This window comes from Halomonas sp. A40-4 (genome assembly GCF_015767635.1).
In the GTDB taxonomy this organism is placed as follows: domain Bacteria; phylum Pseudomonadota; class Gammaproteobacteria; order Pseudomonadales; family Halomonadaceae; genus Vreelandella; species Vreelandella janggokensis.
Window position 1 is genome coordinate 2,690,948 of sequence record NZ_CP065230.1, and the last position, 23,680, is coordinate 2,714,627.

A 23,680-nucleotide genomic window follows, 5' to 3' on the forward strand; every position below is an offset into this window, starting at 1 on the left:
GCTAAGCGGTGGACTCATCGGACGTATCGTTCGGCCCCAGCCGCTCGACGACTTCCAGGTCAAAGCCGGAAAGTGCCGAGAATTTCCAGGGCGAACTGAGCAAACGCATTTTACCCACGCCAAGATGGCGAAGTATTTGCGAGCCGGTACCGATAGTTAAGTAATTTCCCGCGCCGTCAGAATCGCTGGTGCGCGGTTGGCGCACGCGCTCTAAAAAGACATCCAACTGGTCTTTGAGGTCTTGATGCGGGCGCCCGTCATCGATCAGCACCAACACGCCCGCAGGAGCCTCGGATATTTCGACAAGCGCTCGTTGGGCATCCCATCGACATTGCTCGTCTTTGGTCAACCCCAGCACATCACGCAAGGTGTCGGCCAGATGGACCCGCACCGTCGTGGGCTGCTCAGGCGCTGGCTGGCCCTTGACCAGGGCTAAGTGATGCGCGCCCTGAATGCGGTCGCGAAACACATGCAGCGTCATCTCGCCCTGGGTGGTAGTAATCGGCGAGGCTTCGAGATGATCCACCGTCTGCTCATTGACGATGCGGTAGTGAATCAAATCGGCAATGGTGCCCATCTTGATGCCGTGCTCTTCAGCGAAAGCTTCAAGCTCAGGACGGCGCGCCATGCTGCCGTCATCGTTCATGACCTCACAAATCACGCCGCTCGGGTCACAACCTGCCAGGGCTGCCAGGTCACAGGCGGCCTCGGTATGACCGGCACGACGCAGAACGCCACCGGGCTCGGCCATCAGCGGGAAGATGTGTCCCGGCTGGACGATATCGGTGGGTTTGGCATGCGGGGCAACGGCGGCCTGGACGGTCCGCGCCCGGTCGGCGGCGGAGATCCCCGTGGTCACGCCTTCGGTCGCTTCGATCGACAGGGTGAACTTGGTGCCAAACCCGGAGCCGTTGTCGCGTACCATCAGCGGCAGATTCAGCTGTTCGCAGCGCGCCCGTGTCATCGGCAAACAGATCAGGCCGCGGGCAAAGCGTGCCATGAAGTTGATATGCTCCGCCTGGACTTTTTCAGCGGCCATGATGATATCGCCTTCATTTTCGCGATCCTCGTCGTCCATGAGAATCACCATTTTGCCCTGGCGAATATCATCGACCAGTTCAGCAATGGGGGCTAGTGTCCCAGAGGAAGCGTGCGCCATGGAATCTCCAGTAAAGTTGTCGCAAGGGTGCGATTTCGCGCGTCAGGGTACCTTGGTATCGTCGCTCGTGCCAGTCACCACTGGCGAGGCGATAATTCGCCAATCCTGTCCAACGGCCCGCATATCGTGAATAGTGAGGCGCTGCTGGTCGGCCATCTGGACAAGCCCCGGGAGTGCAAACAGCGGCCTGGCGTCTCCGCCCAACAGCGTCGGCGCGACAAATAGCTGCATTTCATCGATCAATCCCGCGTTTAGCATGGCGCCGGCGAGTGTGGCGCCGGTTTCAACCAGCAGCTCATTAACCTCTTCGTTTGCCGCCAGCCACTCAAGCAGAGCCGACAGATCAACACGACCCTGGGCATCGGCGGCTAACACCTGCACCTCAGCCCCAGCGTCTATCAGTCGCCCGCGCTTCTCAGTATCCCTGGACGTGGTAACAATCAGCGTACGCCCGGGCGCTCGCAAACAGGCGGCTGCCAACGGCAATCGCAGTTGGCTATCGACAATTACCCTCAGCGGCTGGCGCCTGGCGATGTCAGCGGCATCATCCAAGCCGAGTTGCTCGGCACGAACCGTCAGGCGTGAATCATCCATGATGACGGTCTCCACACCACTCAATATCGCACTTGAACGGGCACGTAATCGTTGAACCTGCGCGCGCGCCTCAGGACCAGTAATCCACTGGGATTCACCCGACCCCATGGCGGTGCGACCATCGAGGCTCATCGCCATCTTCATGCGCACAAAGGGACGTTTGCTCGCCATACGGGCGATAAAGCCAGGATTGAGCGCGCGGGCGTCTGCCTCCAGCAACCCGACTGACACCTCGATCCCCGCATCTTCCAAAAGGCGAATGCCCCGGCCACTGACCTGAGGATTGGGGTCTACCATGGCCACCACTACGCGCGCCACCCGAGCGTCTTGCAACGCCACGGCGCAGGGGCCAGTGCGGCCAATATGTGAACACGGCTCTAACGTGACATAGGCGGTCGCGCCACGAGCGTTCTCGCCCGCCGCAACCAATGCATTGACCTCCGCATGCGGCTCACCCGCGTAGCGGTGATAGCCCTCGCCCACAACCTTACCATCGCGGACAAGTAGGCAGCCCACACGAGGGTTGGGGTCGGTGGTGTACAGACCGTATGCCGCTAGCGCCAGCGCGCGGGCCATGTAACGATGGTCATCGGTACTGAACAAGGCCACGCTCACGTTGAGGGCCTGCCGTCAGCAGGTTCCTGGGACAAGCGATCAATTTCAGCCCGGAATTCGTCCAGATCCTGAAACTTGCGATACACGGATGCAAAGCGAATGTAGGCCACCTGATCGAGGGTGTTCAAGGCCTGCATGACCGACTCACCAATATCGCGGGCGTCAATTTCCCGGTCTCCCCGCGCGCGAAGCGTCTGGCGTATCCGCTCGACGGACGCCTCAATGGCCTCTGCGCTGACCGGCCGCTTTTCGAGCGCCCTCAGCATACCGGCACGCAGCTTGGTTTCGTTGAAGCTTTCGCGCGAACCGTCAGACTTGACCACACGGGGCATGACCAGCTCGGCGGTTTCATAAGTGGTAAAACGCTCCTGGCAACTTGCACATTGGCGACGGCGACGCACCTGGTCACCGTCGGCTACCAGCCGCGAATCGGTCACGCGAGTATCGTTAGCACCACAAAAAGGGCAATGCATGGCGTTCAACCTGTTGTCGGCCCGTGCGAAAGCGCTGCACGAGAAAGCAAAATACGACCTGTTAATGCGCTATTAACCGCCTATTGTAACGTTTTGGCACACAAGCTGCACCGTTTGTGGAAGCCTGTTTACTGGGACACCCTTATGACCGCCTTCGACGACACTGTGCACGTTTATCTGGATCACCTTTACGGGCCCCGCGCCACGGAGGTTCAGCGCCGCCTGAATCAACGCCTGGCGCATTTTTGCCCAGCGTCGGAGCCGCAACTTTCCATCGAGCAGCAGGGTCAGCGTGCACCATTGTGGAGCGAGAAAGACCAGTGGCTGATCACCTATGGTGACTCTATCGTTGATGACCCAGCGCCCCCGCTGGCAGTGCTCGACGACTTTTTGCAAGCGCGTCTCGGTGAACGTATCAGCAGCGTCCACGTACTGCCGTTTTTCCCGTGGAGCAGCGACGACGGCTTTTCAGTAATCCACTACCGGGAAGTAAACCCCGACCTGGGCGACTGGCAGCATATTCAGACCCTTGCCCGCCACTACGACCTGATGGCGGACCTGGTGCTCAACCATGTGTCCCGGGAGTCGTTATGGTTTGTCGACTATCTTAGCGGTAGCCTACCGGGGCGCGATTATTTTATCGAAGTCGACCCCGACACCGATGTGTCGGCAGTGGTTCGGCCACGTAGCAGCCCGCTGTTGGTGCCGATATCCACCCGCCGGGGAACACGTTACCTATGGGCGACGTTTTCCGAAGACCAGCTCGACCTGAACTTCGAAAACCCCGATGTGCTGCTGGAATTTGTCGGCATCCTGCTGTTTTACCTCGAGCAGGGCACCCGTATCGTGCGCCTGGACGCCGTCGCCTTTCTATGGAAGCGGCTGGGAACCAACTGCATTCACTTGCCGGAAACCCACACCGTCGTGCGATTGCTACGCGCCATTGTGGACCACGTTGCCCCCGGCACGCTGCTGATCACCGAAACCAACGTGCCGCATCACGAAAACATCAGTTACTTCGGTCTTGACCGCCTCGCCGACGGCCCGCCCGACGAAGCCCACATGATCTACCAATTCACCTTGCCGCCGCTGCTGTTGCACACCCTGACACGGGGCGAAACGCATACCCTGCAAGGCTGGCTGGCCAGCCTGCCGCCTCTACCCGACCACTGCACCTATCTCAATTTTACCGCCAGCCACGATGGCATTGGCGTACGCCCACTGGAAGGCCTGTTACCCGATCACGAACGCGATGCGCTGCTCGAACTGATGCACCGATTTGGCGGCTTTGTCAGCATGCGCAGCAACCCCGACGGCAGCGACACCCCCTATGAAATCAACATCACCTGGTTTGAAGCCATGCAAGGCACGCGCAAAGGCCCCGATCCGTGGCAAATTGCACGTTTCTTGTGCAGCCAGGCGATCATGCTCAGTCTTCAAGGCATTCCGGCCCTGTATATCCATACCCTGACCGGCACCCTCAACGACGTGGAAGGCGTTGAGCGCAGCGGTCGCTTACGCTCTATCAATCGCCGCCGCTGGCAGCGCCGCGAACTCGATTTACTCCTCGACAGCACCGCCACACCCACCCATGACGTTTTCAATGCGCTGAGTCGATTGCTGGACTGCCGACGCCGGGAGCCCTGTTTCCACCCCAATGCCGCACAGCGCGTACTGACTTCGGATCCATCGTTGCTGGCCATCGAACGTGGTCCGCTGGCCAACGGTCGCCGCCTGTTGGCGCTATACAATGTCACCGAGGTGCCCCTATCATTTGATCAGCTCGGTGATGACGTCCAGCACGCGTTATCGTCAGTCCCATGGCAAGACCTCAACGCCCGATCCTCTGGTCAAGCCACCGACCCTTTGCCTCCCTATGCCGTGCGCTGGCTGGTTCATGGCCCTTGATATTCCCGGCATCGATTTATTAGCGGAAAATGATGCCGATTCAGGCCCTGCGCGTTAGGCTATCCCCTCGATTCTGCAACGATTGAGGAACGCTATGCGCGATGTGTTCACCCTGCACCGCTTATTCCAACCCCGGCCAACATCACGCCGTTCGCCCCTATTCGGCAGCGCGATGCTCGGCATGCTCATGATGCCGACAGCCCAAGCGGACTCTCTCCCCGCCCCTGTACAGGCACTGGCGGATCAAGGACTGGAGATTCACGGCGAATTTGACGCCCCTGGCGGCATGCGTGGCTTTGGCGCCAGCCGTCAGGGCCAGGAAGTGACCATCTACCTCACCCCCGACGGCGAGCACGCCATTACCGGCTCGCTGACCGACCAGGAGGGCGACAACCAGCTCGAGGAAGCAGCGCTGGACAAGCACGTACGGGCACCACTTGAAGCACAAACCTGGCAACTCCTCGAAGACAGCTACTGGATTCAGGATGGCCAGCGTGACGCGCCACGGGTGGTTTACACCTTTACCGACCCCAACTGCCCCTACTGCCAGGCTTTCTGGGAAGCCGCACGGCCCTGGGTTGAAGCAGGCGAGGTGCAACTACGCCATATCGTGGTGGGCATTCTTGACGCCGACAGCCCCGCCAAGGCCGCATCGCTACTCGCTGCCGACGATCCCGCCGACGCCCTTGCCCGCCATAAGCAAGGCGACCACATCCGCGCCAGCGCCCAACCTCGTGAAATTGAAGAGCAGGTATACAGCAACAACCAGCTGTTTGACGGTCTGGGCCTCTACGCCACCCCGACCAGCGCTTTCAAGCGCCAGACCGATGACGGCGTCACCCGTCTGGACCGCGTCGAAGGCATGCCGGATGAAGAGCGCCTGGAAGAAATGATGGGCGGTCCGGCACCTGAGCAATAGCGTCGTCAACGCCTGGCGATCACCCAGCCCAGCACCATGGTCGCCAGCATTGCCACCAGCGGTAGCGTGGCACCGCCCAGCGACGCGATGGCGGGCCCCGGACAGTAACCTGAAAGCCCCCACCCCACGCCGAACAACGCCGCCCCGATCAACAGTCTGGCATCCAGCCCCTGCTTATCGGGCAGTTGAAAACGCTTTGCCAGCAGAGGTACCGGCTGCTTCAGCACGAAACGGTAGCCGATAAAGGTGGTAATGACCGCCCCGCCGAGTACAAACATGAGCGTCGGATCCCAGTTGCCGGCGACATCCAGGAAGCCGACCACCCTGGCCGGATCAGTCATGCCCGATACCGCCAGTCCCAGACTGAACAGCAGGCCGGCTACATAGCTCGCCACCAGGGTCAGAGCCTGTCTGCTCATGCTCCACCTCCCAGGACGTGACGCACGACATAGACGGTCACCAGGGCGGCACCCAAAAACGTGACCGTCGCCGCCAACGACCGCGGTGAGAGACGCGCCAGACCGCACACCCCATGACCACTGGTACAGCCACTGCCGAGCCCGGTGCCCAGCCCCACCAGCAGGCCGGCCACCAGCATCAGCGGCACGCCGCCCAGCGGCTGGCCGATAACCGCGCCGGGGTGATTGACGACATTGCCCCATCCAGCACCTAGCCCCATTAATAGTAATGGCCCGCTGACCAGGCCGACGAGAAACGCCGCCCGCCAAGCGCTATCGCCCTTAGGCCGCTGGGCGATCAAGTTACCGACAATACCGCTGATACCGGCGATTCGTCCCAGGCTTGCCATCAGCCAGACCGCCGAGATACCGATCAATATGCCACCTGCAAGCCCCTGCAGGCTCGATGACAGTTCCATGTATTGCTCCTCTTCAGCGATTACTTAGCGGCATCATACCGCTCCATTAACTATATACTTATATCACAAGCGAATATATGACCGGCATCACGCGTTAACAACCGTTTAGCCACCTCCTTCTGTTAAGATGCACCGCATTAGCAATTTGCAGGAGAGACCCATGCTCGGCTGGTTCCCCGGACATATGAACAAGGCCCGCCGCCAGATCCAGGAGGCGCTGCCGGAAATCGACGTGGTCATCGAAGTGCTCGATGCGCGGCTACCCTACTCCAGCGCCAACCCCATGCTGGCCGAGTTGACCCGCCACAAGCCGGTGCTCAAGATTCTCTCCCGTGCGGACCTGGCCGACCCGGAGCGTACTGCCGAATGGGTCGCATTTTTCGACGCCCAGGACGACACGCGCGCGCTGGCAGTCACCACCACCAATACCCGAGAACTGAAAAAAATTCCCCAGCTCTGCCACGAGCTGGCGGGGGCCGTTCGTGTCGACCGCGATGTACGTGTCATGGTGATGGGCATTCCCAACGTGGGTAAGTCGACACTGATCAATGGCATGGCAAGGCGTAAGATCGCCAAAACCGGTAACGAGCCAGCGGTGACCAAGCGCCAGCAGAAGGTACGCATCGACGGTCGGGTCGCGCTCATCGACACCCCCGGCGTGCTATGGCCCAAGATTGAAGACCAGGCCAGCGCCTACCGTCTCGCCGCCAGTGGCGCGATTCGTGATACCGCGATTGAATACACCGACGTGGCGATCATCACCAGCGCGGAACTGGCGAGACGTTACCCGGATGCACTGACCGCCCGCTACAAGCTCAAGACGTTGCCCCGCTATGCGCCATCCAGCACCGATGAGGTCGATGCTGACGGCCCGCAAAAGCCTGATTTTCTGGCGATCGCAGGCTTTGACGGCCAGGCCATTCTCAAGGAAATAGCAGGCAAGCGTGGCGGGCTGCGCCCCGGCGGCACGGTTGACCTGCACCGGGGCGCTGAAGTCTTGCTGCACGAACTGCGTGACGGCAAGCTGGGAAGGCTGACACTGGAAACCCCCGACGATATTCCACCGCCGCCGGTGCACAGCGACGAAGACAGCACCTCCCATTCCGACGCATAATGAGGCATCGACCGACAATGCCGCGCGGCCACTGGACACTTTTTGGAAATCAAGGCTCATGGACACCCCCCAACCTCAAGAATCCCCCACGCTTAAAAAATCCCACAAGCTGAGTAACGTCTGCTACGACATTCGCGGCCCGGTGCTCGACCATGCCAAGCGGCTGGAAGAAGAAGGCCAGCGAATTCTCAAGCTCAATATCGGCAATCCTGCGCCGTTTGGCTTTGAGGCACCCGAAGAAATTCTTCAGGACGTCATGCGCAACCTGCCCACCGCTCAGGGTTACTGCGACTCCAAGGGGCTCTACTCGGCACGCAAGGCAATCATGCAGGAATGCCAGCGCAAGCAGATTCCCGGCGTCGGCATTGAGGACATTTACATTGGTAATGGCGTTTCCGAGCTGATCGTCATGGCCATGCAAGCACTCCTCAACGACGGCGACGAACTGCTGATCCCCGCCCCGGATTACCCGCTGTGGACCGCCGCGGCGCACCTTTCCGGGGGTCATGGGGTGCATTACATGTGCGACGAGCAGGCGGACTGGGCGCCGGACATGGCCGATATTCGCGCCAAGATCACCAGTCGCACCCGCGCCATTGTGCTGATCAACCCCAACAACCCTACCGGCGCGGTCTATCCGCCCGCCGTGGTGTGTGAAGTGCTGGATATCGCCAAGCAGCACAATCTGGTGGTGTTCTCCGATGAGATCTACGACAAGATTCTCTACGACGGTGTCGAACACACCGCCACCGGTGCGTTGGCAGATGACGATCAACTGGTCATCACCATGAACGGACTGTCGAAAAGCTACCGCTGCGCCGGGTTTCGCTCGGGCTGGATGACCATTTCAGGCACACTGGCCAAGCTCCACGCCCAGGATTTCATTCAGGGGCTGACCATGTTGGCCTCGATGCGTCTGTGCGCCAACGTGCCCGCCCAGCACGCCATTCAAACGGCCTTGGGCGGCTACCAGTCGATCAATGATCTCATCCTGCCCGGCGGACGTTTGTTGGCCCAGCGCGATATCACCGTGGAAAAACTCAATGCCATCCCTGGGGTATCGTGCGTAACACCCAAAGGGGCGCTGTATGCGTTTCCACGCCTAGATCCCAAGGTGTTCAACATCAAGGACGACCAGCAGATGGTGCTTGATCTGCTGCTGCAAGAGAAGATCCTGCTGGTACAGGGCACAGCGTTCAACTGGCCAGAGCCTGACCATGTTCGCATTGTCACGCTGCCATGGGCTGATCAGCTGGGCGATGCCCTGGACCGCTTTGCAAACTTCCTCGCCCGCTATCGGCAGTAAAAGATACGATATTTGGCGTGAGTACTTGAAACCCGGGCACACTGCACGTATCTAATCAAACCAGTACGGCTCGACAGCAATCGTTCTGCTCAACGCCGCCAAACTCAAGACGGTTATATCCTAGGGAGAATCCGCCACATGATGCGCATTTTGCTGTTTTTAGGTACCAACATAGCGGTGTTGTTGGTCGCCAGCCTGACATTACGACTGCTTGGGGTGGAAAGCTACCTCAACGCCCAGGGCATCAACTTCACCGGCTTGCTGATTTTCTGCTTTATCTTCGGCATGGCGGGATCAATGATCTCGCTGTTCATCTCAAAGTGGATGGCCAAGCGCAGTACCGGTACGGTGATTATTGAAAACCCGTCGAACGACACTGAAAGGTGGCTGGTCGACACCGTCGCCGAACTGGCCCGCGAGGCTGGCATCAAGACGCCCGAAGTGGGTATCTTCCCGGCACAACAGTCCAATGCCTTTGCGACGGGCTGGAAAAAAGACGACGCCCTGGTAGCGGTTTCCGCCGGGCTTTTAAATCGCATGCGCCCGGATGAAGTCCGCGCTGTGCTGGCCCATGAGATCGGTCACGTTGCCAACGGCGACATGGTCACTCTGGCCCTGATTCAGGGGGTCGTGAATACCTTTGTAATGTTCTTTGCCCGCGTCGTGGCCCATCTCATCGACGGCTTCCTGAAAAGTCGCAGCGATGGTGAGGGCGGCCTGGGCTTTATGGGCTATTTCGCTGTCGTGATGGTCGCTGAAATCATCTTCGGTATCGCGGCCTCGGCCATCGTGGCGTGGTTCTCGCGCTTTCGTGAATACCGTGCCGACGAAGCAGGCGCACGCCTCGCAGGAACCAGCGCCATGGTCAATGCCTTGGCCCGCCTGAAAGGCGAAACCGAAATGCCCGACCAGATGCCCGATACCCTGCGTGCCATGGCCATCACTAAAGGCCAGACACGTTCGCTGGTCGAGAAACTGTTTGCCAGCCACCCGCCGCTGGATGATCGTATTCGCGCGCTTAAAGAAGCCGCTTATCGTCAGTAAACAGTCAAGGTAGGACACCTGAGAGGCCCGCTTTGAGCGGGCCTCTTTGCGTTGACAGACAGCATCTATGATGATGTTTTTTATGCAACGCTTACCCGGAACCCCGCAGCGCCGAGTGGCTCAAACAACTCGTGGGCAGCGCCTTTCAGCCGCACTTCGAGCGTGGCAAGCTCGCGGCGCAGCGGGTAGTGGGTGCGGCAATGGTCAAAGCCTTTTGCCACCCCCAACTGGTGCACTTGGCGCTGAAGGGTGTCGTGATCGCGGCGCGTATCATATACCGCCCGAACGCACAGCCTGAGCGCATCCTCCACCGGCAGCGCCTGCTCGAGCGTCAGACTCTCAAGCGCTGGCGGCGGGCAGAGTTCGTCAAACCCCAACGAGCTCGACTGACCCAGATGGGCCGCCAACGCCTGGTGGATCATCCAACTACCGCGCAGCTTGCCTTCCAGGCTGTGGCCAGCAACATGGGGCGTCGCCAGGGTCGCTAGATCGTGCAGATTCGCATCGATGGCAGGCTCCTGCTCCCATACATCGAGCACGGCGATGATATCGCCCTGGCCCGCCAGCCGGCTGCGTAGCGCCAGACCATCCACACAATCCCCCCGCCCGGCGTTCAACAGCACGCTGCCCGGTGCCAGCTCATTGATTCGCTGTGCGTTGAGCAGATGATGGGTGGCATGGGGGCCGGATGCCACCAGCGGCGTATGCAGACAGAGCACATCACAGCGGGCGATGAGTTCGTCGATATCAGAAAAGCCATGGGCACCTTCCTCCTCGGCCCTGGGTGGATCGCAGGCCAGCACCGATATTCCCAGTGCTTTCAACCGTGCGAGCAGTCGGCTGCCCACATTACCCACGCCCACTACACCAACGCTGCGCTCACTCAGTGCCCAGCCCTCACGCTCCGCAATCGTCAGCAAGCTGCTGAGGACATAATCGACAACCGCCTCGGCGTTGCAGCCAGGCGCGCTGGCAAAGCCGATACCTTGCTCGTTCAGAAAGGCCTGATCGATATGGTCGGTGCCGATGGTACAAGTGCCGACAAACCCGACGCGGCTATTGGCAAGTAGTGCCTGATTCACCTGAGTCACCGAGCGGACAATCAACGCATCGGCATCAGCCACGTCGGCAGCGCTGATCTCGCGACCGGGCACGCGCGCAAGCATGCCGAAGGCCCCAAAGCAAGCGTCGGCGGCTGGGATATTGGCGTCGATAACAACTTTCATAGGCGTTTGCTTATCCGGGCTTTACAATACGCCCGCAACGACGTTTGCTGCAGGCAGGTTTAAGGAGGCGTTACAGAGAATGCCAAGGAGAATGTTTTGATCGTACGCTGGGAAACCGACCATGACTACGTGCTGGTGCATATTCATCAGGACATGCTGGGTGACTGGATATTCAGCCGCGCCTGGGGACAGATCGGCACTCAGTTTGGTGGCCTGAAGCATCAGTTGGCCGACACCCTGGCCCAGGCCCATATGTGGCTGGAAGATGAAACCACCATCCAGGCCTCACGCGGGTTTCGCAAGGTACTCGAAGTGGCTGACAACTCTCCCGAAGGCCAGGAAGCCATGCGCCAGCTTTCACTGCTGGACACGATCTAACACCCCGATATGCTTAACGCCTCACCCCAGATAACGCCGCCCGTCGCGCTGGTGCCTGCCTTTCGGCGCTAGGGCCTCGGGCTTCGTCCCATCGCTGATGGCTGATTCATCAAGCCAGCCACGCGCCCGCAGCCAGTCGCATAGTCGCTCAAGCACATACCCAGCTTCCAGCTCGTTTCCCGCGTCGTCCGCCAACACGGGAATTCGCTCGCCGTAATATGCCAGCAGTGTTTCATCATCAGCCACCTCTATCCGCTGCCACGCAATGGGCTGCCGGGTTAGCGCTGCCACCTGCGCCTCCAGTTCAGCGCAAAGGTGGCAGCCCTGTGTGGTATATAGCGTTAGCCGAATCATGTTGCAGACCTGAATGACGTTACTCGCGGTGGCGTAATAGAAACACCTGATGTGCATTGCTGCGCCGCTGAAAATCCGGGTCAAAACTGCGCGCGGTCATATCCTCGACCACGTAGCGCTCGCCAAGCGACTCATCCAGCTTGAAACGCCGCTGGTTATTGGAGAACACCAGCACTCCGCCCGGCGCCAGTCGCGCCATGGCCAATTCTACCAAGCGCGGATGATCACGCTGAACGTCCAGCGTATCGCGCATCTTCTTCGAGTTGGAGAACGTCGGCGGGTCCATGAAAATCAGATCGAACTCGGCGTTGGCGGTTTCCAGCCAGCGGAAGCAGTCATCGCGCACCACTCGGTGCAGTCTGGGGTCGAGCTTGTTGAGCGTGAAGTTGTCCCGCGCCCACTCAAGATAGGTATTGGACATATCCACGCTGACGCTGTCGCTCGCGCCGCCAAGTGCCGCCTGCACAGTGGCGCTCGCGGTATAGCAGAACAGATTCAGAAAACGCTTGCCGCTGGCCATCTCGCCCAGCATGCGCCTTACGGGCCGGTGGTCAAGAAACAGCCCGGTATCCAGGTAATCGCGCAGATTGACCCATATCCGTGCATTGCCTTCGCGCACCTCGAAACGCTCGCCGCTGGCATCACGTTTTTGATACTGGGCATTGCCGGTTTGCCGCTCACGGCGTTTAACATGGATCTTGCTGGGGTCAACACCCAGTGCGTCGGGCATGACCTCCAGCGCATCGAACAGGCGCTTTTGTGCCTGGGCAGGATCCACCGAACGCGGCGCAGCGTACTCCTGGACGTGCACATGGTCACCATAGCGATCGACCGCCAGGGCATACTCGGGCATATCCGCATCGTAAAGCCGGTAGCAGGTCTCACCGCTTTGCTTGAGCCACTTTTTCAGGCGCTTCTGGTTTTTGACCAGCCGGTTGGCAAACATCTGGGCGTTCTCGGACCCTTTGGGTGCGGCCTGCGCAACCGTCGATGGTGCACTGTCACCCTCTTCTACCCGGCTGGTCTTGGGGTCAATGGTCATCAACAACAGCTTGGCATCCAGGGCGCCGTTTTTCAGCGCGTACTGTTTGTGTGCCCGCAGGCCAAGCCGATGCCCCAAATCCGGATTACCGGTAAACACGGCAAGGGTCCAGCCAGGAAACAACGCCTTGGCCTTTTCACCCAGTTGAGCATACAGCTGAACCAGTTCGGGCAGCTCGCCCAGACGCTCGCCGTAGGGCGGGTTGGTAATCATTAACCCCTGTTCGGCAGTCAACTCGGCAGGCCGCGTCAGCTGACCGAGGCGTTGGCCGTGCAGGTGGATCAGAGCGGGAATACCCGCGCGCATGGCGTTGGCCTTGGCAGCCGACAGTGCCGCCGGGCTTTCATCAAAGCCGGTCAATGACGTTTTACAACGTTTGCGACCAATCGACGCCCGAGCGTCAGCTTCTCGCTTAAGCTCTCGCCACTCGGTTTCATCGTGACCAGACCAGCCGTGAAATCCGAAACGTTCGCGGTGCAGGTTGGGTGCCTGGTCGGCCGCCATCAGGCCGGCCTCAATCAACAGCGTGCCCGCGCCGCACAGTGGATCCATCAACGGTTCACCCGCTTTGGCGCGTTCGGGCCAACCGGCACGCACCAGCAATGCCGCTGCAAGATTCTCTTTCAACGGTGCGTGCCCCACATCGCGCCGGTAGCCACGACGATGCAGGCTTTCTCCGGATAAATCGATTCCCAGCGTCGCATTGGCCCGGTGCAGATGGGCATAAAGGCGCAGATGCGGGGCCTTGGTATCCACCGTGGGGCGCTCCTGGCCGGCCAGCTGCAGTGCGTCCACCACGCCGTCCTTGACGGTCTGGGCGCCAAAGCGGGTGTGGCGAATGTGGTCGCTGCGGCCGTGGAAATCCACCGCCATCGTCCGCCCCGGGGCCAGGTGCCGCGTCCAGTCGATACCCGCCACCACAGTGCGTAACTGGTCGGCGGTTTCGATCATCGGCTCGCGAGCCAGGATCAGGATGATGCGATTTGCCAGCCGCGACCACAGGCAAACACGGTAGGCCGTGGACTGATCGGCAGCAAAGTACACGCCTGCCACGGTGGTTTTACCTGGGGTGGCGCCTAACGCAGTCAGTTCGTCGGCAAGCAGGCTTTCGATACCCTTGGGGCACGTTGCCAGCAGCTCTAGGGGGGCAATTTGGCTCGACTCGGTCATGGTAATGGCTGCGCGTAACCGCGCGATATTCCTATATATTGCAAATGAGTTTACGTCTTATGACAATTTGATGGTCGACAAGTGACCCCATCATGGTCTAACAATAAGAGAGTAGCTACTGAAAACGCATGCGTTGCCTGCCAGGGTCTTGAAGATTGTCTCAAGGAGTCGTCTCAAGGACCTATGGCGTTGACGAGCGAGCCGCCCGGTGGGTTCAGCACGTGAGTGCTAGACCACTTCGCCCAAACGGCAGTTCACTCTTGAAGTTAGCTCTCGAAATGATGGGGCGCGACATAGAGTTGGGTTTTCTATCTCGTCATTCCCCGTTATTTCATCTCAAAGGCTTTCATACAAAGAGGTTAGCCAATGAAACGACAAAAACGTGATCGCTTCCAGCGGGCTTATGTACACGGCTACAAAGCGGGCGTTACGGGTCGCTCCCGTGATGATTGCCCCAGTCAAGAGGTAAATTTACGCGAATACTGGATGAGCGGTTGGCGTGAAGGTCGCGGCGACCAGTGGGATGGCATGACCGGCGTTTCCGGTATCCATAAAAACCCCACTGTTATGACCTAACCCTTAACAACCCTAATCTCTATACATCGTTTTACTGAATACCCCTCAAGCCCGCTCCATCAAGCGGGCTTTTTATCGTTTTGTAGTGCTTCGGCACACTCGCTGACAAGCCTGGGGCCACGATAAATCAGTCCGGAATACAGCTGCACCAAGTCCGCGCCGGCGTCACGCTTGGTTCTGGCGGCCTCGCCGCTGTCGATACCGCCGACGCCGATAATCGGCATATCTGGCAAGTGGGCGCGCAGCAAACGGATGATACGGTTCGAGGCTTCAAACACCGGCTTGCCCGAAAGTCCACCTGCTTCGTCAGCCTGGGGGTCACCCGCCACCATTTCCCGTGAGATGGTGGTATTGGTGGCAATCACCCCGTCAAAGGCGTTGCGCTCGATACTAGCTGCCACCAATGCCACTTCTTCGTCAGTCATGTCCGGGGCAATTTTTACCAGCAATGGCACCTGTCGACCTTCCTGCTCGTCCAGAGCCTGACTGCGCGCCCGGATGGGGCCCAAAAGCGCATCCAACTGAGCGCCAAACTGCAGCGTACGCAGTCCTGGTGTGTTGGGTGAAGAAATATTCACGGTCACATAATCCGCCACCCCATGAACCGCTTCCAGGCAGGCCAGGTAGTCACCCAACGCATCGTCAACCGACGTGGTCAGGTTTTTGCCGATATTAATGCCCACGATACCGCCATAGTGACGCTGCTTTACTTGCGCGACCAGATGCGCAACGCCCCGGTTGTTAAACCCGAATCGGTTGATGATGGCTTCGTGCCCGGCAAGACGAAACAGGCGGGGCTTGGGGTTACCCGGCTGGGCCTGCGGGGTGACGGTGCCGACTTCTATAAACCCGAAGCCAATCTCTCCCAGGGCATCGAGGTGATCGGCGTTCTTGTCCAACCCCGCTGCCAGGCCCACCCGGTTGGCAAAACGCAGCCCCATCAACTCGACAGGGTCATCAACGGGCGGGCCCATCAACCGTTTAACGCCGCCTACGCGGTGCAGGGCATCCAGAGCGCCCAGCGCCATACCGTGGGAGGTCTCGGGGTCGATGCGGAAGAACAGCGAACGGGCAAGGGCGTACATGGAAAGTCTCTTGAAACGAGGAAGGCTTTAAAACGGGCGTCATTATAACCTAAAAAAGCGCGCCCGAGTGGGCGCGCTTGATACATCGGTGAAAGCGTCGAACTAGCTTTCGCTATCGCTTTCAGCGAGATCGACCAGTTCACGAATAGCCACCGCGAACAGCGCAAAACCGCCTTCGCTACCGCTACGCACCTCGTCGATCAAGCGACACCAGCGGTTGTGCAGACCCGCGTGCTGTTCCAGCCACTGGGCAACTCGCTCCTGGGTCTCGCGACTGCCCGCTTCCAGCTTGAGCACACTGGTGGTCAGCGCCAACTGCTGGCGGTCAATATCATCACGGAAGGTTTCCCGCGCCTGGGCCTGCCAGGCATCACGCACATCAAGCTGGGTAACCTGCTGAATCATCCAGGGAAGCTCCAGACGGCTACCAATCTCGTAGTACACCTCGGCGACCCGTTGAGGTTTCTCATTAGTGGCCCGGGCCGCCTGGATAATACCCAGCCCCGCATACAGGCTGGGGGCCGCTGCTACGGTTGAGGCTAACGCATCCGGCACGCCCGCTGACTGCAACTCTGCATAGCGTTGCTGCCATGCCGCCTGCTCTTCACCGCTTAACAGCTCACCAATTCCTTCCTGGAGTTGCGTCAGCCGCGGCCGGAAGTACTCGATGGTGTCCTGGGTCGAGAGCCCCATATGCTGGCGCAGGAACCAGCGCGTCGCGCGGCGGATCATGCGCATCACATCCAGCATCATCGCGTACTGAACGCGATTGGGTACCTGATTATCCAGCGCTTCCAACTGGGCCCACAGGGAAGGCAGATTAAAGCTGTCCCGGGCAACCACATAAGCCCGCGCGATGTCCGCTCGGCCAGCGCCCGTTGAATCCATCAGCCGGCGTACGAACACAACCCCCATGTGATCGACAAGATCGTTGGCCACCTGGGTGGCGACGATTTCACGCTTCAGACGGTGGTCATACATTTCCGACCGATAGCGTTCGGTCAGCACCGCCGGGAACAGGCGCTCGAGGTGATGGTGAATATACGGGTCATCGGGCACCTCTGAGGCGATCAGGTCGCCTTTCAGCGTGCTCTTGGCGTAAGAGATCAACACCGAAAGTTCCGGCAGGCGCATCCCCTGCTGCTGGCTTGAACGTTCTTTCAAGACGTCGTCGGTGGGCAGGAATTCAAGTTCCCGATCAATCTGCCCCGCCGACTCAAGTTCGCTGATAAAGCGCCGGTAAGGACCCATGCCCTGTTGGGAAAGAATCGCCGAAAGATCCAGCGCCTGGGTCTGACGGTAGTTATCCAGAATGACCAGATCGGACACCTCATCGGTCATCTCGGCCAGCAACTGATTGCGCTGCTTGTCGGTCATGTCACCGCGTTTGACCACTTCATCAATCAGTATCTTGATATTCACTTCGTGGTCGGAGCAGTTAACGCCCCCGGCGTTATCGATAAAGTCGGTATAAACCCGCACCCCTTTGGCAGCCGCTTCCATGCGGCCCAGTTGCGTCAGGCCAAGGTTACCGCCTTCGCCGACCACACGACAGTTAAGGTCGTTGCCGTTGATGCGCAGCGAATCGTTGGCTTTATCACCCACCTCTGCGTCGGTTTCTTCGGAGCCTTTCACGTAGGTACCGATGCCACCGTTCCAGATCAAGTCGACCTTGGCGACCAGCATGGCGCGGATCAACTCGTTGGGTGACAGCCGCGTCTCTTCAATGCCAAACACCGCCTGCATTTCAGGGGTAATGACGATCGATTTCGCGCTACGGCTGAAAATGCCGCCACCCTGGGAGATCAACGTCTGATCGTAATCTTCCCAACTGGAACGTGGCAGTTTGAACAAGCGCTGGCGTTCGGCAAAGGTAGCGGCCGGGTCCGGTGTGGGATCGACAAAAATGTGCAGATGGTTGAAAGCCCCCACCAGCTGGATCGTCTCGGACAACAGCATACCGTTGCCAAACACATCGCCTGCCATGTCACCGATGCCGATCACACTGAACTCATCACGCTGGGTGTCGATATCCAGGTTCTTAAAGTGACGCTTGACCGATTCCCAGGCCCCGCGTGCAGTGATCCCCATTTTCTTGTGATCATAGCCGTTGGCACCGCCAGACGCGAAGGCATCTCCCAGCCAGTGGCCGTATTCAAGCGAGATTTCGTTGGCAATATCCGAAAAGGTTGCCGTGCCCTTATCCGCGGCAACCACCAGGTAAGCGTCATCTTCATCGTGGCGAACCACGTGTTGTGGTGGCACGACATCGCCCATCACAAGATTATCGGTGACATCCAGCAACGCACGGATAAACAGCTGATAGCAGGCAATGCCTTCTTTTTGCTGGGTCTCGCGGTCGGCATTCTCCGGCATCCGCTTGCAGACGAAGCCGCCTTTCGCGCCGACAGGCACGATCACGGCGTTTTTGACCTGCTGTGCTTTCACAAGCCCGAGCACTTCAGTGCGGAAATCTTCGTGACGGTCGGACCAACGCAGCCCGCCCCGGGCCACCTTGCCGCCGCGCAGGTGCACCCCCTCGACCCGTGGCGAGCAAACAAAGATCTCAAACATCGGGCGCGGCTTGGGCATCCCGGTGACCTTGGAAGGCTCAAGCTTGTAGGCAATGTAGTCCTTGGCTCGGCCATTCTCGGTTTGCTGGTAGTAGTTGGTGCGCAACGTCGCCTGGATAAGCTCCATGAAGCGGCGCAGCAGTTGATCGTCATTAAGACTGGCAACCGCCTCAAGGTGCTCATTGATACGCGCTATGCAGTCGCTGGTGTCGTGCTCATCCAGACCTGGGTCGAAGCGCTGCTGGAAAAGCTCGACCAGCGTCTGGGTAATCACGGGATAGTTTGCCAGCGTGGTGGCGATATAATCCTGGGACATGCCAAAGCGAATCTGCTTCAGATAACGGGCATAGCCCCGGAGCATGGCCACTTCCCGCCAGTCCAGGCCTGCACCGATGATCAAGCGGTTGAATGCGTCGTTATCGGCTTCGCCCACCCAAATGCGCTTGAACGCTTCGCTGAACGTTTCGCGCATTTCCGACAGGCTCATTTCGGCGCCGCTGTGCTCCAGCTCAAAATCGTGGATCCAGTAGCGCTGCTGAGGGCTGTTGATATCATAGGGACGTTCACCAATGACCCGCAGGCCAAGGTTTTCCATCATCGGCAGCACATCCGACAGCGGAATCTGCGACGCCCGATGGAACAGCTTCAAATTCACGCCACCGCTCTGCTCTTCCAACGGCCGGTAGAGAGAAAGCGCCAGGTCGTTTTCGCTATCCAGCGTCAGCAGATGCTGGACGTCGAAGACCGCCGTACGCGCGGTAAAGTCTTCGCGATAGCTGGCAGAAAACGCCTCTTGGAATTGTTCCATGAGGTTATTGGCTTGCTCTTCGCCGAACCCCTCGATCATCGCCGCCTGCAAATCATCGCGCCAGCTGCGTGCCAGGCGCGCAACTTTATTTTCCAGGCGTTTCAGGTCGTATTGGCTGGGTGCATCACCATTGAAGCGCAAAATCAGTTGGATACGCGCGAGTACCGACTCCGACAGGTACGTGTTGAAGTCGCCGAAGCGGGCGTCCAACTCGTCGCAGAGCAGATGTTGAATGCGTTGACGCAAATCAGTGGAAAACACGTCCCGCGGCACGAAGACCAGGCACGAATAGAACTTGCCGCTGACATCGGCGCGTATGAACAGCCGCACCTGACGGCGTTCGCGAATATCCAGAATGCCCAACGCCGTACTGGCCAGCGCCTCGGTGTTCATCTGGAACAGGTCATCGCGGGGATAAACTTCCAGCACCTGAAGCAACTGCTTGCCGTTATGCCCCTGCGGGTTGAACCCGGCGATATCCATGACGGCCTTGAGCTTGCGGCGCAGCAAGGGAATATTGCGCGGCGACTCGTTATACACCGTGGCAGTGAACAGGCCGAAGAAACGCCGCTCGCCAATGACATTGCCGTCGTCGTCGTAACGGTCGACAGTGATGTAATCGGGATAGGTGGGGCGATGAACCCGCGAGTGATGAGCGCTCTTGGCAAACGACAGCAACTGCGGCACCAACACGTAGTTATCGTCGTCACCGATACCTTCTTCGGTACGGATCCGCTCGCAATAGCGGGGTTGATCCAGACGGAAAACCCCCAGCACGCTGTCAGGATCCCGGGTCAGCTCACCATCTTCGAGCAGGTACTCATCGTAGCCGAGAAAGGTAAAGTTATCCTTGAGCAGCCATTCCAGAAAGGCAATCGCCTCTTCATGGTCGTCAGGGTCGATTTGCGGCGGGCAGTTTTTCTCGATCTCCTGAATCGAACTGCGAATTTGCTCGCACATGGCATCAAAATCACCCACGGCGGTACGCACATCGCGCAGCACCTCGTGAAGATTGTGCTCGATTGTGCCCAACAGTTCCGGGTCGGTGTGGCGATCAACTTCGATCACCACCAGTGATTCGCGCGCCTCGGGTGCCTGGGCATCGCGGGGTGAACCAAGCGCTTGCAACTGATGCTGGGCATCACGGCTCACCGCTAACACCGCATTTTGAATGGCATGCACCGTTAAACCGCGACGATTGAGCTCGATCCGCACCGAGTCGACCAGGAACGGCATATCCTCGTGAAGCACCGCCACAAAGGTATGGGTCGACTGCCAGCCGTGCTCTTCGAAATCGGGGTTGAACACACGCACTTTGGGGCTTTGAGGATCGTGGTGCTGAAGGAATTGCCAAATCGACAGTGTCGCCCCGTAAAGGTCATCCAGGCGACGGTCAATCAGGTCTTCAACGGGCACCGTCGCGTAGAAGTGACGCGCGAAGGCATCAATGGCCTCGGCGCGGGTCGGCTCCAAGCGATCGTGCAGACGTTCCTGTAGCTGCTTCAACAAATCTTGCCGACTTTCTTCAATCGCAACGTAATGCATCCATCACCTCTACTGCCGGGGCCATCACCTGGCCAAAAAAACGAAGGACAATAGGCCTTTAGGCCATCATTCCAGTTAGCTTACGCTACCCGCAGGCATCGCCCTAGTCACCTGCACGGTTGCTCATAGCGCATACCACTTACGCATCACCAGCATGGGTATCATCATGGTGATGAGCGCCGCGTAAGCCATACCCCACATTCACAATGGTCGGTAAACGGAAACTGGTCAAACAACGCAAAGCGTTCAATCTTGTGGGTTTGCATAAGCTGAGCCAGGTTGTCAGCAAGTGTTACCGGGTTGCATGAAATATAGACGATTTGGGCGTATTCGCTGATCTGCTGGCAACTTTGCTCATCAAGCCCGGCCCGTGGCGGGTCCACCAACACCGTCGAGAAGTCATATGTGTCTAGCGCCATTTCCGCTACACGTCGGCCGCTTTTGTCACCTTTCAGTGCCAGGGCGAAATCTTCAGCCGACATCCGCGCCACCTGAGCATTGGTCACGCCATTGGCAGCCAGATTGACGTTGGCACTGGCCACCGAGGTGCGCGAGATTTCGGTGGCCAGCACGCGGCGGAAGTTCTTTGCCAGGGCAATGGTAAAGTTACCGTTACCGCAGTATAGCTCGACTAAATCCTCTTGCTCGCGCCCCGCTGTCACGTCGCAGGCCCATCCCAGCATCGCCTGGCAGATATGCGCATTGGGTTGGGTAAAGCTGTTCTCGACCTGCTGGTAATGCAGCGTGCGGCCCTTCACTTCCAGGCGCTCCCAGACGTGATCCTGGGTAAGCACAAGGCGTTGCTTGCGCGAACGACCAATGATCATGATGCCCAGTTCTGCCTCTAATGCGCGTGCCTCGGCTTCCCAGTCATCGCCCAGCGGACGGTGATAGATCAGCGTCACCAGCGCCTCGCCAGAGAGCGTGGTTAAAAACTCGATCTGGAACAGTCGACGGCGCAGCTCATCGCTTGCCAGAAAGGCGTCGCGTAACCGCGGCATCAACCGGTTGATCGCCTCGCTGGCCACCGGGAACTGATCGAGCCGGATAACGCGCTTGCTCTTGGGATTCCCCGGGGTGACTTCGAACATGGCGTAGAAAAGATCATCGCCCTCATGCCAGATACGAAACTCACAGCGCTGGCGATAGTGGCTGGGCGGCGAGGCAAACACCTCCAGGGTCGGCGGCTCGAAGGACGCAAAAAGGCGTTCGACATAGGCCTGCTTGTCGGCGAGTTGCTCGGCATAGCGTTCGGGGTCAACGTCGGGAATAGCCAAAGCGGCTCCTTTTTATATTCGTAAACAATATTTGTGAACATCAAGGCGCAAGGGTTAAGGGCTGCGCGGGGTGAAAACCATAGCGTGACAGACCATCCGTTAAATGCGGGGCCGGTGCCGTGGTAAAGCAACGTCCGTCCGCCGCACTCGTTAACAGCGTCCCCGCCACCTGGCCGACGCGCCGGGCGATGGCATCGCCGGAATCGACCCAGTTGAGCGGCACAGGGGCAAGCTCGACCAACCAGGGTTTCAAGAGAGGGAAATGCGTGCAGCCCAGCACAATCGTATCCAACGCGGGGGCATGCGGCCCAGACGTAGGCGGGACGGGCGCGGTGAGATCTGGCTGAGCGGCCTGCCAGAGCGGCGCCATCGCTGCCTGGAGGCGCGCTTCATCGGGGGGATGACCTGCCAGCCAAGCTTCGGCTTCGCTCACCAGAGCATCTGCTGCGACCCTGGTCACCACGCAGTCGCTGGCAAAGCGGTCGATCAATGCCTGGGTGTAGGGACGACCGACGGTGGCCCTGGTGGCCAGCAGCGCGATATGGCGGGTCTGGCTGAGCGCCGCCGCCGGCTTGATCGCCGGTACCGTACCCACTACGGGAATCGTCAAATGCCAGCGCAGCCTTTCAAGGGCCAGGGTGCTGGCGGTATTGCAGGCGACGACCAGTACGCTGGGCTGGCAGGCCGCCACGGCCGCCAGACAAACGGCCACAATGCGGTCGGCAAGCGTGGCGTCGTCACGCAGGCCATAAGGCAGCCATGCGTTGTCGCAGGCATAACAAAAACCGGCGTGGGGGTAGTGCTGTCGTAGTGCTGCCGCTACCGAAAGCCCGCCCACGCCGGAATCAAATATAAGAACAGGCCCCTGGCTCATCCTTTCACGCTACAACCGATGCTTATGCCCACTATCGCCCCTGCCTATTGACCCAGTCTGCCTTTCATCAAGGCGCTTAGTTTAACACGCACGCGCTAGCTGATAAGCCATCGTCAGCCCGGTCAATAGACAAACTTACACGTTGGGCACATCGGCGCCGCGCAGCTCGGCATAAAGTTCCGGGTACGCCAACTGCAGACGCTCAAGCGATTGTTGAGCCTCAGCCGGCAACGACTGGCGCAACGCTTCCATGTCATCTTCGCTGAAGTGCTTGTCGATTAACGGAAACAGCTCCTCACGCTCGTGACGCAAGTAGGCCCGATGGGCGTCCAGGTAGGCTTTCAAATCGTCGGCAAACCTATCCATCGGCAGCACGTTATCCATCAGAATCATATCGATATCATTGGATAGCTGCTGCAGACGAGGCGTCAGTTGCCGATAATCCTCGGCCATTTTCTCGGTGAGGGACGAGTATTCGGGCGCCACCTTACCCAGGCGTTCGACGCAGATCCGCTCCAACGGCACGGCAAAGCCGTCCATATAGGACAAGATGTAATCCACCACCTCGCGCATGAGTTGAAAGTTGGGACGTTCGCCCTGAGCCAGCGTCTTTTGCTTGAGCTGCAGGACGTGCAGCATCCTTGCCATGTTGGCATGATCCGAACGCAGTTGGTTTAACATTGGGCCGTCTCCTTTATCGTCTTACGCCAAAGGTAGTCTGAGCAGACATGCTTTACCATACACCTTAAGATAACAAACCCAA

Annotated in this window: 20 protein-coding genes; 7 read left to right on the forward strand and 13 right to left on the reverse strand. The window is 59.1% G+C overall.

Going from position 1 to position 23,680, the window contains the following annotated elements; all coding sequences use genetic code 11:
* Nucleotide 1: 1 nt before the first annotated feature.
* From ribBA to nrdR, 3 genes are read right to left on the reverse strand one after another with little or no spacing between them, the layout of a single operon-like run.
* Nucleotides 2–1,159, reverse strand: coding sequence for a bifunctional 3,4-dihydroxy-2-butanone-4-phosphate synthase/GTP cyclohydrolase II (gene ribBA, locus IT895_RS12745; RefSeq protein WP_085917783.1), 1,158 nt, complete (start codon nt 1,157–1,159; stop codon nt 2–4).
* 42 nt (nt 1,160–1,201) lie between these two features.
* Complete coding sequence (gene ribD, locus IT895_RS12750; protein ID WP_267905867.1) at nt 1,202–2,362, reverse strand: bifunctional diaminohydroxyphosphoribosylaminopyrimidine deaminase/5-amino-6-(5-phosphoribosylamino)uracil reductase RibD; 1,161 nt, start codon at nt 2,360–2,362, stop codon at nt 1,202–1,204.
* A gap of 2 nt (nt 2,363–2,364) precedes the next feature.
* Complete coding sequence (gene nrdR, locus IT895_RS12755) at nt 2,365–2,841, reverse strand: transcriptional regulator NrdR (RefSeq protein ID WP_085917782.1); 477 nt, start codon at nt 2,839–2,841, stop codon at nt 2,365–2,367.
* Between the two features lie 144 nt (nt 2,842–2,985).
* On the opposite strand from nrdR, the gene IT895_RS12760 reads away from it, so the two are divergent.
* Both IT895_RS12760 and dsbG read left to right on the forward strand, forming a co-directional pair.
* Nucleotides 2,986–4,749: a sugar phosphorylase gene (locus IT895_RS12760; protein WP_199283663.1), complete on the forward strand. Its 1,764-nt coding sequence runs from the start codon at nt 2,986–2,988 to the stop codon at nt 4,747–4,749.
* A 172-nt stretch (nt 4,750–4,921) separates the two neighbouring features.
* Entirely contained in the window at nt 4,922–5,668 is a 747-nt protein-coding gene (dsbG, locus tag IT895_RS12765; RefSeq protein WP_199285483.1) for a thiol:disulfide interchange protein DsbG, read from the forward strand.
* A gap of 5 nt (nt 5,669–5,673) precedes the next feature.
* Here dsbG and IT895_RS12770 read toward each other — a convergent pair whose 3' ends face one another.
* A complete protein-coding gene (locus tag IT895_RS12770; protein WP_199283664.1) occupies nt 5,674–6,087 on the reverse strand; it encodes a DUF6691 family protein in 414 nt (137 codons plus the stop codon).
* Complete coding sequence (locus IT895_RS12775) at nt 6,084–6,545, reverse strand: YeeE/YedE family protein (protein WP_085917779.1); 462 nt, start codon at nt 6,543–6,545, stop codon at nt 6,084–6,086. Before IT895_RS12775 ends, IT895_RS12770 begins: the two co-directional genes overlap by 4 nt.
* Before the next feature lie 160 nt (nt 6,546–6,705).
* On the opposite strand from IT895_RS12775, the gene ylqF reads away from it, so the two are divergent.
* The 3 genes from ylqF (at nt 6,706) to htpX (ending at nt 10,009) form a co-directional block, all read left to right on the forward strand.
* Entirely contained in the window at nt 6,706–7,659 is a 954-nt protein-coding gene (gene ylqF / locus IT895_RS12780; RefSeq protein WP_085917778.1) for a ribosome biogenesis GTPase YlqF, read from the forward strand.
* A 58-nt stretch (nt 7,660–7,717) separates the two neighbouring features.
* Nucleotides 7,718–8,965 carry a pyridoxal phosphate-dependent aminotransferase gene (locus IT895_RS12785; RefSeq protein WP_199283665.1) on the forward strand — a complete coding sequence of 416 codons (1,248 nt, stop codon included), beginning with the start codon at nt 7,718–7,720 and terminating at the stop codon, nt 8,963–8,965.
* A gap of 138 nt (nt 8,966–9,103) precedes the next feature.
* The gene (htpX, locus tag IT895_RS12790; protein ID WP_085917776.1) at nt 9,104–10,009 is read left to right on the forward strand and encodes a protease HtpX; all 906 of its coding nucleotides are present in this window, start codon (nt 9,104–9,106) and stop codon (nt 10,007–10,009) included.
* A gap of 80 nt (nt 10,010–10,089) precedes the next feature.
* Here the strand turns inward: htpX and pdxB are convergent, their stop codons facing one another.
* Nucleotides 10,090–11,235: a 4-phosphoerythronate dehydrogenase PdxB gene (gene pdxB, locus IT895_RS12795; protein ID WP_199283666.1), complete on the reverse strand. Its 1,146-nt coding sequence runs from the start codon at nt 11,233–11,235 to the stop codon at nt 10,090–10,092.
* Nucleotides 11,236–11,331: 96 nt separating this feature from the next.
* Here pdxB and IT895_RS12800 point away from each other — a divergent pair, with 96 nt between their 5' ends.
* Nucleotides 11,332–11,613: a hypothetical protein gene (locus tag IT895_RS12800; RefSeq protein ID WP_085917774.1), complete on the forward strand. Its 282-nt coding sequence runs from the start codon at nt 11,332–11,334 to the stop codon at nt 11,611–11,613.
* 21 nt (nt 11,614–11,634) lie between these two features.
* Here IT895_RS12800 and IT895_RS12805 read toward each other — a convergent pair whose 3' ends face one another.
* The gene (locus IT895_RS12805; RefSeq protein ID WP_199283667.1) at nt 11,635–11,967 is read right to left on the reverse strand and encodes a glutaredoxin family protein; all 333 of its coding nucleotides are present in this window, start codon (nt 11,965–11,967) and stop codon (nt 11,635–11,637) included.
* Nucleotides 11,968–11,986: 19 nt separating this feature from the next.
* Nucleotides 11,987–14,179 carry a bifunctional 23S rRNA (guanine(2069)-N(7))-methyltransferase RlmK/23S rRNA (guanine(2445)-N(2))-methyltransferase RlmL gene (gene rlmKL / locus IT895_RS12810; RefSeq protein ID WP_199283668.1) on the reverse strand — a complete coding sequence of 731 codons (2,193 nt, stop codon included), beginning with the start codon at nt 14,177–14,179 and terminating at the stop codon, nt 11,987–11,989.
* A gap of 366 nt (nt 14,180–14,545) precedes the next feature.
* Between rlmKL and rmf the strand changes: the two genes are divergently transcribed.
* Complete coding sequence (gene rmf / locus IT895_RS12815) at nt 14,546–14,755, forward strand: ribosome modulation factor (RefSeq protein ID WP_066317995.1); 210 nt, start codon at nt 14,546–14,548, stop codon at nt 14,753–14,755.
* Between the two features lie 59 nt (nt 14,756–14,814).
* On the opposite strand, the gene IT895_RS12820 is transcribed toward rmf, so the two are convergent.
* The 5 genes from IT895_RS12820 to IT895_RS12840 all read right to left on the reverse strand — a co-directional run bounded on the left by IT895_RS12820 (nt 14,815) and on the right by IT895_RS12840 (nt 23,598).
* Nucleotides 14,815–15,840 carry a quinone-dependent dihydroorotate dehydrogenase gene (locus IT895_RS12820; RefSeq protein ID WP_085917771.1) on the reverse strand — a complete coding sequence of 342 codons (1,026 nt, stop codon included), beginning with the start codon at nt 15,838–15,840 and terminating at the stop codon, nt 14,815–14,817.
* Nucleotides 15,841–15,942: 102 nt separating this feature from the next.
* Nucleotides 15,943–20,766 carry an NAD-glutamate dehydrogenase gene (locus IT895_RS12825; RefSeq protein ID WP_199283669.1) on the reverse strand — a complete coding sequence of 1,608 codons (4,824 nt, stop codon included), beginning with the start codon at nt 20,764–20,766 and terminating at the stop codon, nt 15,943–15,945.
* Between the two features lie 164 nt (nt 20,767–20,930).
* Complete coding sequence (trmA, locus tag IT895_RS12830) at nt 20,931–22,043, reverse strand: tRNA (uridine(54)-C5)-methyltransferase TrmA (RefSeq protein ID WP_199283670.1); 1,113 nt, start codon at nt 22,041–22,043, stop codon at nt 20,931–20,933.
* Nucleotides 22,044–22,083: 40 nt separating this feature from the next.
* Complete coding sequence (locus IT895_RS12835; RefSeq protein WP_085917768.1) at nt 22,084–22,917, reverse strand: glutamate racemase; 834 nt, start codon at nt 22,915–22,917, stop codon at nt 22,084–22,086.
* A 135-nt stretch (nt 22,918–23,052) separates the two neighbouring features.
* On the reverse strand, nt 23,053–23,598 hold the full coding sequence (locus IT895_RS12840) for a hemerythrin domain-containing protein (RefSeq protein ID WP_066318002.1): 546 nt from the start codon (nt 23,596–23,598) through the stop codon (nt 23,053–23,055).
* Between the last annotated feature and the right edge of the window lie 82 nt (nt 23,599–23,680).

Bases quoted from the DNA above. Each gene is read 5' to 3' on its own strand.
- ribBA (WP_085917783.1), bottom strand. From the start codon at position 1,159: ATGGCGCACGCTTCCTCTGGGACACTAGCCCCCATTGCTGAACTGGTC.
- nrdR (WP_085917782.1), bottom strand. From the start codon at position 2,841: ATGCATTGCCCTTTTTGTGGTGCTAACGATACTCGCGTGACCGATTCG.
- IT895_RS12760 (WP_199283663.1), top strand. From the start codon at position 2,986: ATGACCGCCTTCGACGACACTGTGCACGTTTATCTGGATCACCTTTAC.
- dsbG (WP_199285483.1), top strand. From the start codon at position 4,922: ATGCTCGGCATGCTCATGATGCCGACAGCCCAAGCGGACTCTCTCCCC.
- IT895_RS12770 (WP_199283664.1), bottom strand. From the start codon at position 6,087: ATGAGCAGACAGGCTCTGACCCTGGTGGCGAGCTATGTAGCCGGCCTG.
- IT895_RS12775 (WP_085917779.1), bottom strand. From the start codon at position 6,545: ATGGAACTGTCATCGAGCCTGCAGGGGCTTGCAGGTGGCATATTGATC.
- ylqF (WP_085917778.1), top strand. From the start codon at position 6,706: ATGCTCGGCTGGTTCCCCGGACATATGAACAAGGCCCGCCGCCAGATC.
- IT895_RS12785 (WP_199283665.1), top strand. From the start codon at position 7,718: ATGGACACCCCCCAACCTCAAGAATCCCCCACGCTTAAAAAATCCCAC.
- htpX (WP_085917776.1), top strand. From the start codon at position 9,104: ATGATGCGCATTTTGCTGTTTTTAGGTACCAACATAGCGGTGTTGTTG.
- pdxB (WP_199283666.1), bottom strand. From the start codon at position 11,235: ATGAAAGTTGTTATCGACGCCAATATCCCAGCCGCCGACGCTTGCTTT.
- IT895_RS12805 (WP_199283667.1), bottom strand. From the start codon at position 11,967: ATGATTCGGCTAACGCTATATACCACACAGGGCTGCCACCTTTGCGCT.
- rlmKL (WP_199283668.1), bottom strand. From the start codon at position 14,179: ATGACCGAGTCGAGCCAAATTGCCCCCCTAGAGCTGCTGGCAACGTGC.
- rmf (WP_066317995.1), top strand. From the start codon at position 14,546: ATGAAACGACAAAAACGTGATCGCTTCCAGCGGGCTTATGTACACGGC.
- IT895_RS12820 (WP_085917771.1), bottom strand. From the start codon at position 15,840: ATGTACGCCCTTGCCCGTTCGCTGTTCTTCCGCATCGACCCCGAGACC.
- IT895_RS12825 (WP_199283669.1), bottom strand. From the start codon at position 20,766: ATGCATTACGTTGCGATTGAAGAAAGTCGGCAAGATTTGTTGAAGCAG.
- IT895_RS12835 (WP_085917768.1), bottom strand. From the start codon at position 22,917: ATGAGCCAGGGGCCTGTTCTTATATTTGATTCCGGCGTGGGCGGGCTT.
- IT895_RS12840 (WP_066318002.1), bottom strand. From the start codon at position 23,598: ATGTTAAACCAACTGCGTTCGGATCATGCCAACATGGCAAGGATGCTG.